This window comes from Chryseobacterium gossypii (assembly GCF_041361455.1).
Taxonomy (GTDB): domain Bacteria; phylum Bacteroidota; class Bacteroidia; order Flavobacteriales; family Weeksellaceae; genus Chryseobacterium; species Chryseobacterium gossypii.
On sequence record NZ_JBGCUR010000034.1, the window covers coordinates 18,242 to 35,015 of the forward strand.

Here is a 16,774-nt window from a genome sequence, read left to right on the forward strand (position 1 = left end):
CCTTTTTTATCGGCAGTTCAGGATTTGAAAGCCACGCCATTACTAATTTTATTCAACAAAAATATCCTGCATTTCTGCAGGATATTATGTATCTTAACTTATAATTAGTGTCCAGCTTTAGGTGTTTGAGCTTCTGCAGGCTTCTCTTCTACTGTATTTCCCTCTTCAGCAGGTTTGGCTGCAGCTGTATCTGTTTTGGCCGGGGTTTCATGTCCTCCATGCGCATCACCTCTGTACTCAGAAAGTTTATCCTGTTCCCCGCTTGTCTGCTCATCATCAGAATATCTCTCTACTCCTTCTTCAAGTTTTAAAACATCCTTATTTCCTCCGGCCTGTATTTTTTTACAGCTTACTGCTAAGGAGGCAACGGCTAAACATATAATCAATTTTCTCATGCTTAAATTTTTGATTGTCCAAAAGTAAGAAATATTGCATTTTTCGGCAACATTTTTATACTGATTTTAATATAATTTTCCCTTTTTTTGATTGTGTAAAGATAAGATAGTTTTCACCGCCGTCCTTCAGGCTGTATTTCTTTTTGATCTCCTCAGGCTTCAGAGGATGGTTTTTTGAAATAATATTGTATTGCCCTTTTTTATCAACCTGCTTAGTATCAATCTGTTTCACTTCCATAATTCTTCCGGGAAAATCTTTGATCTTTTCAGGTGAAGTATAGAGGTGGGTATTCGGATGAAGCTTCTTCAGGTTCAGTCTTGCCGAAATCAGATTAAAAACTCCTGCTTTCAGGACCGAATTATTTGGAATATAAAGGTATCTTTCCGGCTCTGAATATTCGGCCACGGCATCTTCTTCTTCACCGAACCTGAAGGTAAAGGTTTTCTCACCGCTTTCCAGATTGATACAGTTGCACATTACTTCTTTTTCTTTTTTAGCTGATAAAAACACCAGCACTTCCTTTACATCATTTTTCAGAGCGATGATGTCCAGCCTGTAAATGTACGGTAATACTGAGATCAGGTATTTCAGATCAATCAAAGGGGAAAGCTTTATCACCGTCATGTCTGAGATGGAAACCAATTTATCCTGGATTTCCAGAACATGAGGGGAGAGATCCTCCAGAAGGAAGACTTTATTTTTATTATGGTCCCTTCGCGCCGGATCAAGGTAAATGACATCAAATTTTTCCCGGCTTTCCGCTAAAAACTCTTCCAACTTCCGGTTGATAAATCTTGCTCTTCGCCCCAGAACGGCCCAATTGTGCTTTACAATTTCCAAAAGCTCTGCATTTTGCTCCACCAGCGTTATTTCTTCAAAGTTTTGAGAAAGATGGAAGGCATCTATCCCGAATCCACTGGTCAGATCAATAAATGATTTTCCTTTGAGTATCTCAGATTTATACAATGCCGTTTTTTCTGATGACGCCTGCTCAAGGTTAAGCTGTGGCGGGAAAACAATCCCTTCTTTCAGTAAAAACGGAAACTTTTTCTGTGCCGCCTGCTTTCCTTTGATCTGCTGAACAATCTCCTGCATTGAAATTTCCGGAAACGGGGATTTTTTCAACAGCAGCTTATGCAGGTCTGAATTCAGGTTCGCATGGATGTATTCCTGGACATTTTGATTTAAAATTGCTTTAATCACAGATTATACAGGTTTGCACAGGTATTAATTTATTATCTTTTATAAAAAATATAATCGGTTAATAAAGGCTCAATCCCGTTTTGCTTCAGTAACAGGTTGATCTGCCCTCTGTGATAGGTGGAATGGTTGATGGCATGAAAAAGCATTTCAAAGATGCTGTTTCCAAATTTCGTACCTTTCGAATTCCGGTATTCAATCCTTTTATCCAGATCAGAATTGTTAACCACTTCAATACTTTTTGAAAGGTTATGATCATTGATGGCCTGTAAATTTTCAAACGGATTAATCTGCCAGACCTCAAAAGGTTCTTCTCCTGTGATTCTCGCGTTCCAGATCTGCTGTGCATTCAGAGTATGGTTGATCAGGCTGATGGTTTTTTCATCCACACTAGAAATGTTCTCTGAAATGAGCCTGATTATTTCATGGTTGTAATGATGGGTGTACTCAAATAAATCAATCAGTTTTTCTTTCATAGCCCGGATATAAGTTTCAATCTTTATATAAAGTGACGGATCATGGGATTTATCTGTCCCATACATTCAGTAAGACTAGTTCTTTAATTATTCGAACATTTCCGCCCAGCGAACCGGCTTTATTTCTTTTTCGTTATACAGGCTTTCAACCGTTCTCTTAATTTCCAGTTTAGGATACAGGTTTACTCCGATCAGTTTTATTTTACCTTCTTCCACCCACTGTTGCTCTTTTATGGCATGATCACAGATTTTTTTCTGGATCACACCCTGCTTTAGCAGCTCCAGATATCCTCCCGCTTCTTCAATTTCTACAAAGAGCGACCAGGATTTTTCTGCGATCTGCCGGGTGATGTCTTCTACATAATAACTTCCGTTGGCAGCATCTTCAAATACATTGATTATGCTTTCATAGGCCAGGACAATCTGCTGCTTAAAGGATATTTCTTCCGAATTTTCCGTACTTCTGTCAATCAGGTAATTGTTGCTGAAAACCGCGTCCGCACCGCCAATCATAGCCGCAGCAAGCTCCAGGGTCGACCGGATCAGGTTGTTTTCATTATCGGAAACCGCTTTATTTCTCAATGAAGTTTCTGCAAATATATAAGGAATCTCATTCAGCCCGTATTCTTTTGATAATTGATTAAAAACGATCTTAAAGGCTCTTAGCTTGGCCATTTCAAAGAAATAGTTTCCTCCTATCGCTATACGGAAAATAAGTTTGTTTATTATTTCAGAGCCGTATACTTCTATCAGCTCCTTGGCTTTGGCCAGGGCCACACCCAATTGCTGGACAATAGCAGCACCTGCATTCTGATGAAGGGCTACATCGACACAAATATTCCTTCTAAAATTTTTAGCCAGCAGTTCTTTTGTCAGCTGATCATCAATAGTTCCTTCTTTCTCATTAAAAACATCAATCAGTGAGAAGTATTGATCTTCCTCTTTCGGGCTTATATGTCCAGCCAGATCTTTATTATTGATAAAAATGGTTCTCTGCTCAAGATTTTCTACATTATGATCCAAAATAAAAGCAAATACATCTTCTTCCAGGCTTTCGTGGTATCTGGCAACCAGATGTGTACTTTCCTCAACTTTCGGTAAATTGGTTAAGGGTTTCTGAACAGAATCATAGAAAGGTTTTACTTCTATTCCTTCCAGATTTTCTTTTTTCAGAACAGAATAAATATCCTCTGTCTTAAGCTGCTTTTTTACTAAATTTTCCCAGTTTGACATTAGCTTCGTTTAATTTTGTGGTCTACAGCCCAGTTCGTCTATGACCGGCACTTCACTATTAACTTTTATTTTTTTGCAATATTCGCACTATCCACCACCAGAATGAAGATCTCTTCATCCGGCTTTTTCATAAAATAATTTTCTCTGGCGTATTTTTCTTTCTCTGATTTATTGTTCATCAGCTTTTTATAAAACGCATCGTTTTTTTCATATTCTGTTTTATAATACTGCAATTGCTCTTCATATTTCCGGATCTCACCATTAAGCTCATTGATCACCAGAAATGATGTTTTATCAAAGAAAATCATCCAGACCAGAAACAGGCAAATGGTAATGGTATATTTGTTCAGGACATACTTCTGAATAAGCCTGAATGTTTCAGATTTGGGCTGGATATCTTTTATTAACTTTTTTTCAGCCATTTTGTTTAATGTTTTTTTAATGAGTTTTTAATAACTGTAGTTAAAAAATCAATCGCTACGGAATTTTGCCTCATATTCGGAATAATGAGATCGGCCTCATTTTTTGACGGCTCAATAAATTCCTGATGCATCGGCTTCAGTGTGGTCTGATAGCGGTGTAAAACCTCATTCAGATCTCTTCCTCTTTCCTGGGTATCTCTTCTGATCCTTCGGATCAATCTTTCGTCAGAGTCTGCGTGAACAAACACTTTCAGATCAAATTCTTTCAAAAGCTCTTTATTGGTAAGAACCAGAATGCCTTCCACCACCAATACGTTTTTAGGTTCCATAGTCACATGGTCACCGGTTCTGGAATGGGTAACAAAGCTGTAAACAGGCTGCTCGATAGGCTGATTATTCTTCAGCATTCTTACATGCTGTATCAGTAAATCAAAATCTATAGATTTAGGGTGATCATAGTTCAAAGCTTCTCTTTCAGTTAAAGTAAGATTTTGATTATCATGATAATAATTATCCTGAGAAAGGATGTTCATTCCTTCAATATCCAGCTGCTGAATTATCTTGTCAACAACCGTAGTTTTGCCGGATCCCGTGCCTCCTGCAATTCCTATTACAAGCATTCTTTGTGAGTTTTCTATATACTTGGTACAAATATACTATTTTAGTTGAATGCAAATAAAATAATGAGTCGTGAATTTATTTAATAAAAAATCCGATGTTCTTCACACCGGATTTTGTATCGCTTTTAAGTTTTATTTCTTAATAAATTTAGTTGATAGATTTATTCCTTTTATGCTTAAAATATAATCTCCTGTTTGAAGACCGGAAACATTTATTGTATTTTTACCATTAACAACGGTGGTTTCCAAAACTTTTCTGCCTTCCATATTATAAATCTCCACTTTTTCTTCTTTACCTGTTTTGAGAGAGATATGTAAAGCATCAGAAACCGGATTCGGATAAATGGCTACATTTTCTTTTTTAGAAACATCATCTGTACTCAGCAAACAGTTGTAAGCCGGTAAAACGTACCCTGAAGCGGTAAATTCCTCGGTCATTATGCTTACGTCACTACAAGTGAATCCAAACTGCCCTATCATATCGATAGCAGCCTGTCTTACGGCAATTGCCGCATCCTGCTGATTGGTAGCTGAGCCTGTCATTGATAATCCTTCAAGGAAAGCCCTGTCTGTTTTTTCTTTTCCGATCTTATCATAGATTCTCATCAATGCAGAAGCCCAGATTTGCCCATCTGTATGGATGCTTATTCCTGTTAATCCTCCGGGATATGTTGCTGCATAATTAGTGGTTCTTCCTTCCCAACATTCGTTATGCGCGTCCCAGCTGAACATCCAGTTGTATTGTGGTGCCGTTGAAGGCCATTGATTCAGACTTCTGCTGTATGACTGGGCCCAATAATCTCCACATCCTTCACTTAATCCCTGAACCTGGGATAAATTCCCGTTGGTTAACCAATCATGTATACCATGTCCCAGTTCATGTAAAATAACGTCTGCATCTTCAGCATCATCTACGCAGCCTTCACCAAAAACCAGTTGCCCATTGTCGTAATAAGAGTTATCACCTCCGTCTGCCCCATGTGGATCAAACCACAGGATTCCTTCGTTGGTCAGGGGTTTACATAATATATTTAGTGTTTCATTGATATACCGTAAGCTATTGTCTACATGCCAGTATACGTTTACCGCCTCAAATCCCTGATCATTCCTGTTAAATAAAAACTGATTGGTAGCCTGGGTGAAAAGTCCCGTAGAAGGAGTTTCCAATTCTTTAATTTCTGCGTAAGAGCCCTGTAACTTATATACACCAGCCGTAAGATCCAGTTCAGGAATGGTAACTAAAGTTCTTGCGGCATCCAGGTTTGCATTGGTGGCGTCATTTCCATCCACATACAGACCACCGTAGTTAGCCTGCATTTTGGAAAGCGGATCGGGATTGAAAATATATCCTGAACCGGTAACAAGTGTTTTTTTATTGCCTGCTTTTTTTCCGGTATCTTTTTTCTTGGGTTTCGGATCGTCATTGTTATCGTGATGATACAATGCCACATCTTTCACGCTGATTACACTTCCATTTTGGGCATCAACAATGGTTTCCCAGCTTCCCGGATGGTCATGAGAGTTGGTAAGAACTCTGTAAACCAGCTTCGTTTCTCCCGATTCTGTAAGATAAACAAACAGTTTGGCTTCTTCAAAAGTTACCCTGCCCTTCGTTTTTGAGGCAATATGGGCTTTTTGAAGGGCTTCAGAAGACTGAACGGAAGGAACGGTATTTATTTCTGTAATATTTTTTTTAAAGCTTTCAGTGGAAGTGTATGTAATTTTCCCTTCTTTATTGAAGTGTAAAACAATTTCAGACTGAAAAACCGGTACTTCTTTAATCATTTGCTGAAAACGCAATGTTTCTCCGGAATTTCCTTTTTTCACAAAGTTTAGTTTAAGCCTGGTAAAATTTTGGATTCCTAAATTTCTTGAGTTTTCGCTCATCCATTTTTTTGCAGAAGCTTCAAGTAATGATTCCTGAGCCGATAAACCGGAAAATGATAATATACAGCCCAGAATTAACGAGTTAATTTTAAATTTCATATATGTTTTTTTATAATTGCTGCTAATTTAAAAAACATTATTGAAATACCAAACATTATTCACACAAATGAGATAAAAAATCTAAAAAACTACAAAACAATAAAAAATCCTAACTAATTGTTAGGATTACTATTAAATTATTTCGCTTGTTAACTCTCTTGAAATTAATTTTTCATGCATAGGTTTTAAAAGATCCATTGAACCTGTTTTCACAGTGCATTTGCCTTTATAATGTACCAATATTGTACACTGCTCGGCCTGTTCCGGAGTATGTTTACAAATCTCGATCAGGCAGTCGATGACGTAATCAAATGTATGGACATCATCATTGTATAGAACCAATTTGTAAATATCATCAGTATCATCCAAAACGAGAACTTCTTCTTCATACTGACGTTTTGGATTCTCGTAATCTTTTATACTGTTATTCAACATATTTTTTTATTTAAACTTCACCTATTTTCTCTGCAAGCTCATTGACATTGTTCGGCTGTTCATATACCAGCTCTACCATCTCCACACTTTTATTATTCATTTTCAGAATTTTGAAATGATAATTATCCAAATCAAATTCCTGATTCTCTTCCGGAATATCTTCCAATGCATGGAGAATAAAACCCGCTAAGGTATTGTACTCGCTTTCTTCGGACAGAGGCAGCTTTTTAGGCAAAAATTCATTGATCTCATCCAGCGGCTGGGTAGCCTGTACCCAGTAGATATTCTCCCCGATCTTGTCAACCACCTTGTCTTCTTCATCCTCTTCATCCTGGATCTCTCCTACCAGTTCTTCCAGAATGTCTTCCAGTGTTATGATTCCTTCGGTACCACCAAACTCATCTATTACAATGGCAAGATGCTGCTTTTTCTGCTGGAAAATTTTAAGCAGATCCGATATCTTTTTACTGCCCACTACAAAGAAGGCCTCACGCATCAGATCTTTCAGGTCCTCATGGTTCAGGTCTCCTTTTCTTTTAACAAATTCCCTGATGATCTCTTTGGTATAGAAAACCCCGATCACATTATCAATGGAGTCTATATACACAGGGATTCTGGAATATCCGCTTTCCATGATTTTGTTGATGATTTCATTGATATCTTCTTCAAAATCAATAGAGGTAATATTCTGTCTGGGAACCATAATCTGTTTTGCGGAATGATCCGTAAAATCAAACGCATTTTTAATGATTTCATAGTTCTCCTCTTCAATCTCCCCGCTGTCAGCACTCTGCTTTACCAAAAGCTGCAATTCTTCCGTTGAGTGAATTTCCTGTTCTGAAGCCGGATGGATTTTTATTAATCTTAAAAAACCGTTCGACATTGAATTCATCAGCCAGATAAACGGCTTAAATATGATGTAAAACCCTCTTAAAGGAATAGCCGTTGCCATGGTAGTGGCTTCAGATTTCCTGATGGCGATGGATTTCGGGATAAGTTCTCCAAATACAATATGCATGATGGTGATCAATACAAAACTGATGATCAGTGAAACCGAAGTTATGGATGCTTCGCTAAGGTTTATATTGATCGATTTGAAGATGTTTTCAACGATATGGTGTAAGGCGCTTTCTCCTACCCAACCCAAGGCAAGAGAAGCCAATGTAATACCTAATTGTGTTGCAGAAAGATATTCATCAAGATGTTTAATGATATGTTCTGCCTGTTTTGCCATAGAGTTTCCCTCTGCAGCTTTTAGTTGGATTTGTGAATAACGAACTTTAACAATTGAAAATTCTGCGGCTACAAAGAAGCCATTTAGTAAAACAAGAAATAAGGCTAGCAAAAGCCTGACTATGTCCGAGTCCATTTAGAAGTTATATATAATTTTATGATTACAAATATATACAAAATTAAAATAACAGAAAAAGCACCGAATCATCGATGCTTTAAAATATTTTGCTTAAGAATAATTCTTATGAGTTTTTCAGGGCTTCCGCTCCGGACACGATCTCGAGGATCTCGTTGGTAATTGCAGCCTGTCTTGCTTTGTTATAGTAGATAACCAGTTCGTTTTTCAGAGCCTGCGCGTTGTCTGTAGCTTTATGCATCGCTGTCATCCTTGCACCGTGCTCAGCGGCTACTGAATCCAGGACAGCTTTGAAGACCTGTGTTTTGATGGATTTAGGAATCAGATTATCAAGGATCTCAGCCCTGGTAGGCTCAAAAATATAATCCGTTTCCACCTGAGGTTCTGTGGATTCAGGCATCGAGATCGGAAGAAGCTTTTCAGTAGTAACTTCCTGAGTAGCGGCATTGATGAATTTATTATAGATCAGATACACTTCATCAAATTTACCTTCTCTGAAACTGCTCATCACCCCTTCGGTAACATTGGAAACCACATCAAAGTTCAGATTGTCATAAACGGCACTTTCGTTGGCATATACTTTACGATTTTTTCTTACGGCATCGTAAGCTTTTTTACCGATTGAAAGAACTTCAACATCATATTGAGAGTTATTCTGAAACTGAACGTTAAGCTCTTTTACGATAGAAGAGTTAAAAGCACCTGCAAGGCCTCTGTTTGAAGTAATAGCGATAAACAGCACTCTCTTCACTTCTCTTTTTTGAGCATAAATAGAAATCTGATCAGGATCTGAACTGGAATTCACATTCTGGATAAGTTCCTGCAGTTTTTCAGAATAAGGTCTTAACATTACAATGGCATCCTGTGCTTTCTTCAGTTTCGCAGCGGAAACCATTTTCATAGCACGTGTAATCTGCATCGTAGATGAAATTGAACTGATTCTGCCTCGTATTTCTTTTAAGTTTGCCATTAATTTGGGTTCAAAGTTTAAGGTCTAAAGTTTAAGGCTTAAAACTTTGGATTTTAAACCTTAAACATTGAATTTTTAGTTGTATTTAGAAGCCAGGTCGTTAGCAGCCTGCTTAAGAACACCGGTAATTTCATCATCGATCTTTCCGGACTTGATAGCAGCCATTGTCTCAGGGTGCTTAGATCTCAGGAACTCGATGTATTCATGCTGAAATTCTTTTACTTTTCTCAACGGAACGTTTCTCAACAGGTTCTCTGTTCCGGCATAGATGATAGCCACCTGGCTGTCTACAGGAAGTGGAGAGTTCACCGGTTGCTTAAGAATTTCCACGTTTCTTTCCCCTTTGGAAATTACTGCCAAAGTAGCAGCATCAAGGTCAGAACCGAACTTGGCAAATGCTTCCAATTCTTTATACTGAGCCTGGTCAAGTTTTAATGTACCAGATACTTTTTTCATTGATTTGATCTGAGCGTTACCTCCTACCCTTGATACGGAGATCCCCACATTAATCGCCGGACGTACTCCTGAGTTGAACAGGTCAGACTCCAGGAAGATCTGTCCGTCTGTAATAGAGATTACGTTGGTTGGGATATATGCAGAAACGTCACCTGCCTGAGTTTCGATGATTGGAAGTGCCGTTAATGAACCTCCACCTTTTACGATCGGCTTCAGAGATTCCGGCAAATCATTCATTTGTCTGGCAATATCATCGTCACCAATGATTTTTGCAGCTCTTTCCAATAATCTTGAGTGAAGGTAGAAAACGTCTCCAGGATAAGCTTCACGACCCGGTGGTCTTCTTAATAACAGGGAAAGCTCACGGTAAGCAACAGCCTGCTTAGACAGATCATCATAAACGATCAATGCCGGTCTGCCTGTATCCCTGAAGTATTCCCCGATAGCAGCACCCGCCATGGCAGAGTATACCTGCATAGGAACCGGATCTGAAGCGTTGGCAGCAACAATTACTGTATATGCCAAAGCTCCTTTATCAGAAAGGGTTTTAACGATTTGTGCCACTGTAGAAGCTTTCTGCCCTATGGCAACATATATACAATACACAGGCTTACCTGCGTCATAGAATTCTTTTTGATTGATGATGGTATCGATGGCAACGGTAGTTTTACCTGTCTGTCTGTCACCAATAATAAGCTCCCTCTGTCCTCTTCCTACAGGGATCATAGAGTCGATTGCAACGATACCTGTCTGTAGTGGTTCAGTTACCGGCTGTCTGTAGATAACCCCCGGAGCTTTTCTTTCCAATGGCATTTCGAATAAATCCCCTGTAATAGGACCTTTACCATCGATAGGGTTACCAAGAGTATCCACTACTCTTCCTAACATCCCTTCTCCTACTTTGATTGAAGAGATTCTGTTTGTTCTTCTTACTGTATCTCCTTCTTTTACCGCTTTACTTTCTCCTAAAAGAGCAACCCCTACGTTGTCTTCTTCAAGGTTAAGTACAATACCTTCTACATCACTAGAAAATTTCACCAACTCACCGTATTGTACGTTTTCTAACCCGTATACACGGGCAATACCATCACCGATGGTTAAAACTGTACCTACTTCCTCAACGTTTGATTGAGTATCGAAGTTGGCCAATTGTTGTTTTAAGATCGCAGATACTTCTGCCGGATTTATTTCTGCCATTGTATGGTTGTTTTTTTCTTAATTTAACTGAAAATCTTTTTTAACCTGATTAAGTTTAGTTTTAACGGATGCATCAATCTGCTGGTCTCCAACTCTTAAAATATATCCTCCCAAGATATCAGGATTGATATTCACTTTCAGATCGAAGTTGGAATCAGGATTTACCAGATTCGTAGATCTGAGGATCTGATCAATATTCTCCTGAGAAAGCTGTATCGCCGTAGTAAGGGTTACCCTTTGCACACCATTGATGTCTTCTACTTTATTGATAAATTCCTGGGCTATATTCTTTAGCTGGCTTTCACGGCCCTGCTTAATCACTAATCTGATCAGATTTTGAGAAGAAACGGATAAACCTTTGAAAATTTCGTTGGCTGCCTCTATTTTCTTTTTAGAATCAATGTAGGGTGTGAGAAAGAATTTGTTCAGGTCTTTAGACTCCGTCATTATCTTCACTACATCCTTCATTTCAGAAAATACAGTAGCTGTCTGACCTGACTCGTTGGTGAAATCAAGCAAACCCTGTGCATATCTTTTAGCTACTTTAGATGTAAGCATGCTTAGTTAAGGTTAGATTTATTTAAATAATTTTGAACTAATTCGTTTTGGGCTTCGCTGTTGTCTAATTTTTGTTTTAGGATAGATTCAGCAATGTTTACAGAAATAGCGCCAATCTGAGTTTTGATATCTGCCATAGCAGCATTTTTTTCTGCTTCGATGGTTTGCTTGGCTGCTTCGATCAACTTGTCTCCTTCCGCTTTTGCCACATCTTTAGCTTCACCAACGATTCTGTCCTTGATCTCTCTGGCTTCCTTAAGGATGGCATCTCTTTCGATTTTAGCTTCACGAATGATTCTTTCGTTATCTGCCTTTAGCTCTTCCATTTCTTTTTTAGCCAATTTAGCTTGGTTCAATGCATCAACAATGGATGTTTCTCTGTCATTAACGGCATTAACGATCGGTTTCCAAGCGAATTTTGCCAAAAGAAACAACAGGATAACAAAAGTAAGCGTCATCCAAAACAAAAGTCCAATTCCAGGTTCAATAATTCCCATATCTGTAAATTCTTTTTTTAAGTGTAGTTTTTTATGGATTGTTTAAAATTCTTAGCAGCAGCCAACCGCTTTACTGCTAAGAATGTTTTTTTGAGGATAATTACTTGATGAAAGCACCAAAGATGATCGCAATAAGACCAGCACCTTCAATAAGACCGGCAGCGATAAGCATTGCTCCCTGAATCTTACCAGATTGCTCAGGTTGTCTGGCGATAGCATCCATTGCGTGACCACCGATTTTACCGATACCAAGACCTACACCTAATACAGCTAAGCCGATACCTACGTAAACTAATCCTACTCCAGTTGATAAATCCATAATAATAAATATTTAGTTAAAAATTATATTTCTCTTTAATTAGTGAGCGGCTGCGTGCTCATCATGATGGCCATGTTCATGCTCATGCTCTGCCACTGCTATACCGATAAACAATGCTGATAATACTGTAAAGATATAAGCCTGTAATGCGGCAACCAATAATTCCAGTACGGAAACAAACAATGCTAATGGCACAGAAGCAAATCCCAAATAAGGGGTTTTGAAGATAAAGATCAGCGATATAATTGCCAGGATCATAATGTGCCCTGCCGTAACGTTGGCAAAAAGTCGCATCATCAAAGCAAACGGCTTCGTAAATACCCCGATGATCTCAATAGGAACCATAATAGGATACAACAAGATCGGAACCGGCGGCATAAAGATATGTTTCCAGTAATCTTTATTAGCGCTGAATAATGTGATCAGTAAAGTAATAATCGCTAAGACCGCAGTAATCGCAATATTACCTGTAAGGTTGGCTCCACCCGGGAAGAAAGGAATCAACCCGAATAAATTGTTAAACCAGATAAAGAAGAATGCTGTCAATAAATAAGGCATATATCTTTTATATTTAACAGAACCTATATTCGGGATCGCCACTTCATCCCTGATGAACACAATTACCGGCTCCATCAGTTTTCCGATTCCTTTCGGAAGCGGGGATTTTTTATAGTGTCTTGCCATTCCTATGAATACAATTGCCATAAAAATCACAGACAGCAACATTGAAGCTACATTCTTCGTAATTGAGAAATCAAAGAAAACCTCGTCTGATTTCTGTTTTCCGCTTATTAAGGAAAACAAGGTTGCTTTCTGAATCCCTTTGGTAGACACTACCTGTCCTTCTTCTAAAGTGTATCCGTCATGTTCATGGCCGTGGGCAATATCTTTAGAAAGAAAAGTATGCCATCCTTCATTATCTTTAATAATCACTGGTAATGGAATAGAAAAATGATGTTCTTCACCTTTATCATCTTTTGTAGTCCATAAATGCCATTCATTGGAATCACCAATGTGTTCCATGATCATTTTGGTCGCATTGAAGCCCTCTTCAGCTTCTCTGTTCTCTACTTTTTCAGCTGATTTCTCACCTTCAAATTCGTGTTGTGCGGAAGCTAAACCACTCATAAACACAAATAAAAACGCGAAAAATAATGAAGAAATTTTCCTATTCATATCTCTTTTTTAATCGTGTGCAAATATACCGATTTTATTAAACTTTACCAATATTAAAAATTGATTTTTATCATCAAAAAAATCAGGATTTGTTAATCAGTTTTATTATAGGTAAATAGATGAGAAATGAAGCCACAATAAAGCAAATAATAAGGAATAAAAAATTCTCTCTGGTTTTATCAATAATGGCCAGAGACACTATAAGCCACAGGATATCTTTGGAAATATTCACGGCAAGAAATTTCATGCCGGCATCCGGCCTGCCATATAAATATCTTTTGAATATAATATATACAAGAGTATTAAAAAATAATACCAAAAACACGACAATGAAATTATCCTGGAAATTCATTCTGCAAAATTAAAATTATAATTCGAAACAAAATACATCCAGATATTTTATATAATATATATATTACTTAAAAATTCCTTATTTTTGCACACTATAATTTACAATACATATGTTTAATAGTTTACAGGATAAATTAGACAAGGCGCTTCATAATATTTCCGGGCGTGGAAAGATCACGGAAATCAATGTGGCGGAAACAGTAAAAGAAATTCGTAGGGCATTGGTAGATGCCGATGTTAATTATAAAGTTGCAAAAGATCTTACCAAGAGGGTTCAGGATAAAGCCTTAGGCCAGAATGTTCTTACCTCTCTTACCCCGGGACAGCTGATGACGAAAATCGTTCATGACGAGCTGGTAGATCTTATGGGTGGTTCACAGGAAGGCATCAACCTTTCCGGAAAGCCTACCGTCATCCTTATTGCCGGTCTTCAGGGTTCCGGAAAAACTACTTTTTCAGGGAAACTGGCCAATTATTTAAAAACTAAAAGAAATAAAAAACCTCTTTTGGTAGCTTGTGACGTATATCGTCCCGCTGCTATTGATCAGCTAAAAGTTTTAGGTGGCCAGATCGGGGTTCCCGTATATACGGAGGAAGGCTCTACCAACCCTTCTACAATAGCGGAAAACGCGATCAGCTTTGCCAAGCAGAATAATCATGATGTGGTGATTGTAGATACAGCCGGCCGTCTGGCAATTGACGAGCAGATGATGAACGAGATTAAATCAGTTCATTACTTCATCAGGCCTCAGGAAACATTATTCGTTGTAGATTCAATGACCGGTCAGGATGCAGTAAATACGGCCAAGGCTTTTAATGATGCCTTAAATTTTGACGGAGTTGTTCTTACGAAGCTGGATGGTGACACAAGAGGGGGAGCTGCCTTAACGATCCGCTCCGTAGTTGAAAAACCTATCAAATTTATTTCCACAGGAGAAAAGATGGAAGCCTTAGACCTTTTTTACCCTGAAAGGATGGCAGACAGGATTTTGGGGATGGGAGACGTTGTTTCCCTGGTGGAAAGAGCGCAGGAACAGTTTGATGAGGAAGAGGCCAAAAAACTTCATAAAAAAATCGCTAAAAACGAATTCGGTTTTGATGATTTCCTGAAGCAGATCAATCAGATCAAGAAAATGGGTAATATGAAAGACCTGATGGGAATGATTCCCGGAGTGGGAAAAGCGATCAAGGATGTGGAGATCAGTGATGATGCCTTCAAACATATAGAAGCCATTATTTATTCCATGACTCCGGATGAGAGAAGAAAGCCTTCTATTATCAATATGCAAAGAAAACAGAGAATTGCAAAAGGATCAGGAAGGAAGATTGAAGATGTGAACCAGCTGATGAAGCAGTTTGACCAGATGGGGAAAATGATGAAGATGATGCAGGGACCTCAGGGAAAACAGTTGATGCAGATGATGAGCAAGATGCCTAATATGCCTGGAATGGGCGGAATGTTTGGAAAATAAAGCAATATATAACTTAATAAAGTAAACCGGGACACTATCCCACGAAGTGTGTAAGTTAAAAAGTTAGGGTTTGGATTTTATAATCTGAGCCTTTCTTTAAAAATAAGCATAAACTGGTTAAGAACAATATATAATCGCGAATTCCAAACGTCTTAATTTTTGAGTAATGGAAAGATAAAATAAAAGCATCCTGATGGATGTTTTTTCATTTCAATACCATTTAAATACTATTGAACCATTCATTAAAAAACCTTTTTTAATAACCTTCCGGATTCCTGCAACCAAGATACTATGTTTTAATTTAACTATGCAAAGGAATTAGAACAAAGGAATTTAACATAAAAAAATAAATCTCAAAGCAGTTGATTTATTTTATATTTTTAAGCGAGTTTTAAAACAACAAGCAACATTAAAAAAATTATCATGAAAAAGTTAAAAAAACTTTCAAGAGAGAATTTAAAATCCGTAAATGGTGGTAGAAAAGACTTTTGCCAACCCGGAGCAGGTGATGTTTGTGCTCAATATGGGCTAGAATGTGGTTTCTGGTATGCTGTACAAAATGGTCAGGTAATTGAATCACATAATGCTTGTATGTAAACGACATTAATAACATTATTAAAAACAAAAACAAGAGATACAGTATTGTATCTCTTGTTTAAATTTGTAAACATTACAATATTAAATATGAAAAAAATCCTTTTAATTCTGTTAATTATTTTATCAAATATTTTATCAGCTCAAAATATTACTTTTATTTATGAATTCAAGTCTAAAGCAAATCCAAAAGCACAATATTATTATTTGGATGTTCTTGGAAAACAATCTGTGTTTCGCTCGGAAAACGCAAGAGAGGCAGATTCTTTGATGCAAAAAAATGGTTTTTGGGAAAGTCGAAAACCAATTTTCGACAATGTATATTCTGTCAAAAATTTGATAAGTAATAAGGTATATAAAAGTGTTACCCATCCTGCCATGTATGATCTGTATTATATTAATATTGATGATAAACTTGAATGGCAGACTCTACCTGAAAAAAGAATGTTTGGTGAAATGGAATGCCAAAAAGCAAAAGTTCAATATGGAGGGCGTAATTGGATTGCATGGTTTGATCCAAAAAATCCTATACAGGAAGGGCCTTATATTTTCTATGGTCTTCCCGGATTTATTGTTAGGCTGGAAGATGATAAGGGAGATTACAATTTTGAATTAATTAAAATCAAAAGATCAGACAAAAACAATATGTTTTATCTTAGAAAAGGGAAACAAATAAGTTGGGATGATTACAAAAAAATGCAAAATAGTTATTATTCTGATCCCTTTTCAGAAATTAAGGCTAGGAATATTAAAACCAAAGTTGGTGATGCAAATGGAAATACTTTAAATGTAAGTTTCAAACAAATGGCTGAAAGTATACAAAAACAGATAAAAGAAAATAACAACCCTATAGAACTTAATCAGAAAGTTGAATTTAAATAAAAAAAGCACGGCTCAATATTATGAGCCGGTTTTTATTATACAATTTATCAGGATACTGCTTCTTATACTGCCCCATAGCAGCAATCCCTCATCAATATGGATATAAAAACAAAAAGAGGCTGTCTCAAAAGTAAGATAGCCTTTTTTATATTTTACAAAAAAAGG

The 16,774-nt window shown here is 37.5% G+C and carries 18 protein-coding genes; 3 read left to right on the top strand and 15 right to left on the bottom strand.

Annotated elements, in window-relative coordinates; translation table 11 throughout:
* Positions 1 to 104: 104 nt before the first annotated feature.
* The 15 genes from ABMQ40_RS14870 to atpB form a co-directional block, all read right to left on the bottom strand.
* Positions 105 to 395: a hypothetical protein gene (locus ABMQ40_RS14870; RefSeq protein WP_370900967.1), complete on the bottom strand. Its 291-nt coding sequence runs from the start codon at positions 393 to 395 to the stop codon at positions 105 to 107.
* Between the two features lie 55 nt (positions 396 to 450).
* Positions 451 to 1,596, bottom strand: a complete 1,146-nt coding sequence (locus tag ABMQ40_RS14875) for a THUMP-like domain-containing protein (RefSeq protein ID WP_370901000.1) — start codon at positions 1,594 to 1,596, stop codon at positions 451 to 453.
* Between the two features lie 35 nt (positions 1,597 to 1,631).
* The gene (locus ABMQ40_RS14880; RefSeq protein WP_370900968.1) at positions 1,632 to 2,072 is read right to left on the bottom strand and encodes a DinB family protein; all 441 of its coding nucleotides are present in this window, start codon (positions 2,070 to 2,072) and stop codon (positions 1,632 to 1,634) included.
* An 87-nt stretch (positions 2,073 to 2,159) separates the two neighbouring features.
* Positions 2,160 to 3,305: a methylmalonyl-CoA mutase family protein gene (locus ABMQ40_RS14885; protein ID WP_370900970.1), complete on the bottom strand. Its 1,146-nt coding sequence runs from the start codon at positions 3,303 to 3,305 to the stop codon at positions 2,160 to 2,162.
* Between the two features lie 65 nt (positions 3,306 to 3,370).
* The gene (locus ABMQ40_RS14890) at positions 3,371 to 3,727 is read right to left on the bottom strand and encodes an FtsB family cell division protein (RefSeq protein WP_370900972.1); all 357 of its coding nucleotides are present in this window, start codon (positions 3,725 to 3,727) and stop codon (positions 3,371 to 3,373) included.
* A gap of 5 nt (positions 3,728 to 3,732) precedes the next feature.
* Entirely contained in the window at positions 3,733 to 4,347 is a 615-nt protein-coding gene (udk, locus tag ABMQ40_RS14895; protein WP_370900974.1) for a uridine kinase, read from the bottom strand.
* Positions 4,348 to 4,479: 132 nt separating this feature from the next.
* Complete coding sequence (locus ABMQ40_RS14900; protein WP_370900976.1) at positions 4,480 to 6,333, bottom strand: T9SS type A sorting domain-containing protein; 1,854 nt, start codon at positions 6,331 to 6,333, stop codon at positions 4,480 to 4,482.
* Positions 6,334 to 6,465: 132 nt separating this feature from the next.
* A complete protein-coding gene (locus tag ABMQ40_RS14905; protein ID WP_370900978.1) occupies positions 6,466 to 6,768 on the bottom strand; it encodes an ATP-dependent Clp protease adaptor ClpS in 303 nt (100 codons plus the stop codon).
* Positions 6,769 to 6,778: 10 nt separating this feature from the next.
* Positions 6,779 to 8,137 (bottom strand): hemolysin family protein, encoded by a 1,359-nt coding sequence (locus ABMQ40_RS14910; RefSeq protein ID WP_370900980.1) that lies wholly within the window; start codon positions 8,135 to 8,137, stop codon positions 6,779 to 6,781.
* Positions 8,138 to 8,243: 106 nt separating this feature from the next.
* A complete protein-coding gene (gene atpG / locus ABMQ40_RS14915; protein ID WP_370900982.1) occupies positions 8,244 to 9,107 on the bottom strand; it encodes an ATP synthase F1 subunit gamma in 864 nt (287 codons plus the stop codon).
* 75 nt (positions 9,108 to 9,182) lie between these two features.
* A complete protein-coding gene (atpA, locus tag ABMQ40_RS14920) occupies positions 9,183 to 10,760 on the bottom strand; it encodes a F0F1 ATP synthase subunit alpha (RefSeq protein WP_370900984.1) in 1,578 nt (525 codons plus the stop codon).
* An 18-nt stretch (positions 10,761 to 10,778) separates the two neighbouring features.
* On the bottom strand, positions 10,779 to 11,318 hold the full coding sequence (gene atpH / locus ABMQ40_RS14925) for an ATP synthase F1 subunit delta (protein ID WP_370900986.1): 540 nt from the start codon (positions 11,316 to 11,318) through the stop codon (positions 10,779 to 10,781).
* Between the two features lie 2 nt (positions 11,319 to 11,320).
* Positions 11,321 to 11,815, bottom strand: a complete 495-nt coding sequence (locus ABMQ40_RS14930) for a F0F1 ATP synthase subunit B (protein ID WP_370900988.1) — start codon at positions 11,813 to 11,815, stop codon at positions 11,321 to 11,323.
* Positions 11,816 to 11,915: 100 nt separating this feature from the next.
* A complete protein-coding gene (locus ABMQ40_RS14935) occupies positions 11,916 to 12,134 on the bottom strand; it encodes an ATP synthase subunit C-like protein (protein WP_370900990.1) in 219 nt (72 codons plus the stop codon).
* Between the two features lie 39 nt (positions 12,135 to 12,173).
* Positions 12,174 to 13,310 carry a F0F1 ATP synthase subunit A gene (gene atpB, locus ABMQ40_RS14940; protein ID WP_370900992.1) on the bottom strand — a complete coding sequence of 379 codons (1,137 nt, stop codon included), beginning with the start codon at positions 13,308 to 13,310 and terminating at the stop codon, positions 12,174 to 12,176.
* A 461-nt stretch (positions 13,311 to 13,771) separates the two neighbouring features.
* On the opposite strand from atpB, the gene ffh reads away from it, so the two are divergent.
* The 3 genes from ffh to ABMQ40_RS14955 all read left to right on the top strand — a co-directional run bounded on the left by ffh (position 13,772) and on the right by ABMQ40_RS14955 (position 16,609).
* Positions 13,772 to 15,133 carry a signal recognition particle protein gene (gene ffh, locus ABMQ40_RS14945; protein ID WP_370900994.1) on the top strand — a complete coding sequence of 454 codons (1,362 nt, stop codon included), beginning with the start codon at positions 13,772 to 13,774 and terminating at the stop codon, positions 15,131 to 15,133.
* Between the two features lie 423 nt (positions 15,134 to 15,556).
* Positions 15,557 to 15,730 (top strand): bacteriocin-like protein, encoded by a 174-nt coding sequence (locus ABMQ40_RS14950; protein WP_370900996.1) that lies wholly within the window; start codon positions 15,557 to 15,559, stop codon positions 15,728 to 15,730.
* Positions 15,731 to 15,817: 87 nt separating this feature from the next.
* Positions 15,818 to 16,609, top strand: coding sequence for a GLPGLI family protein (locus tag ABMQ40_RS14955; protein ID WP_370900998.1), 792 nt, complete (start codon positions 15,818 to 15,820; stop codon positions 16,607 to 16,609).
* Positions 16,610 to 16,774 lie beyond the last annotated feature (165 nt).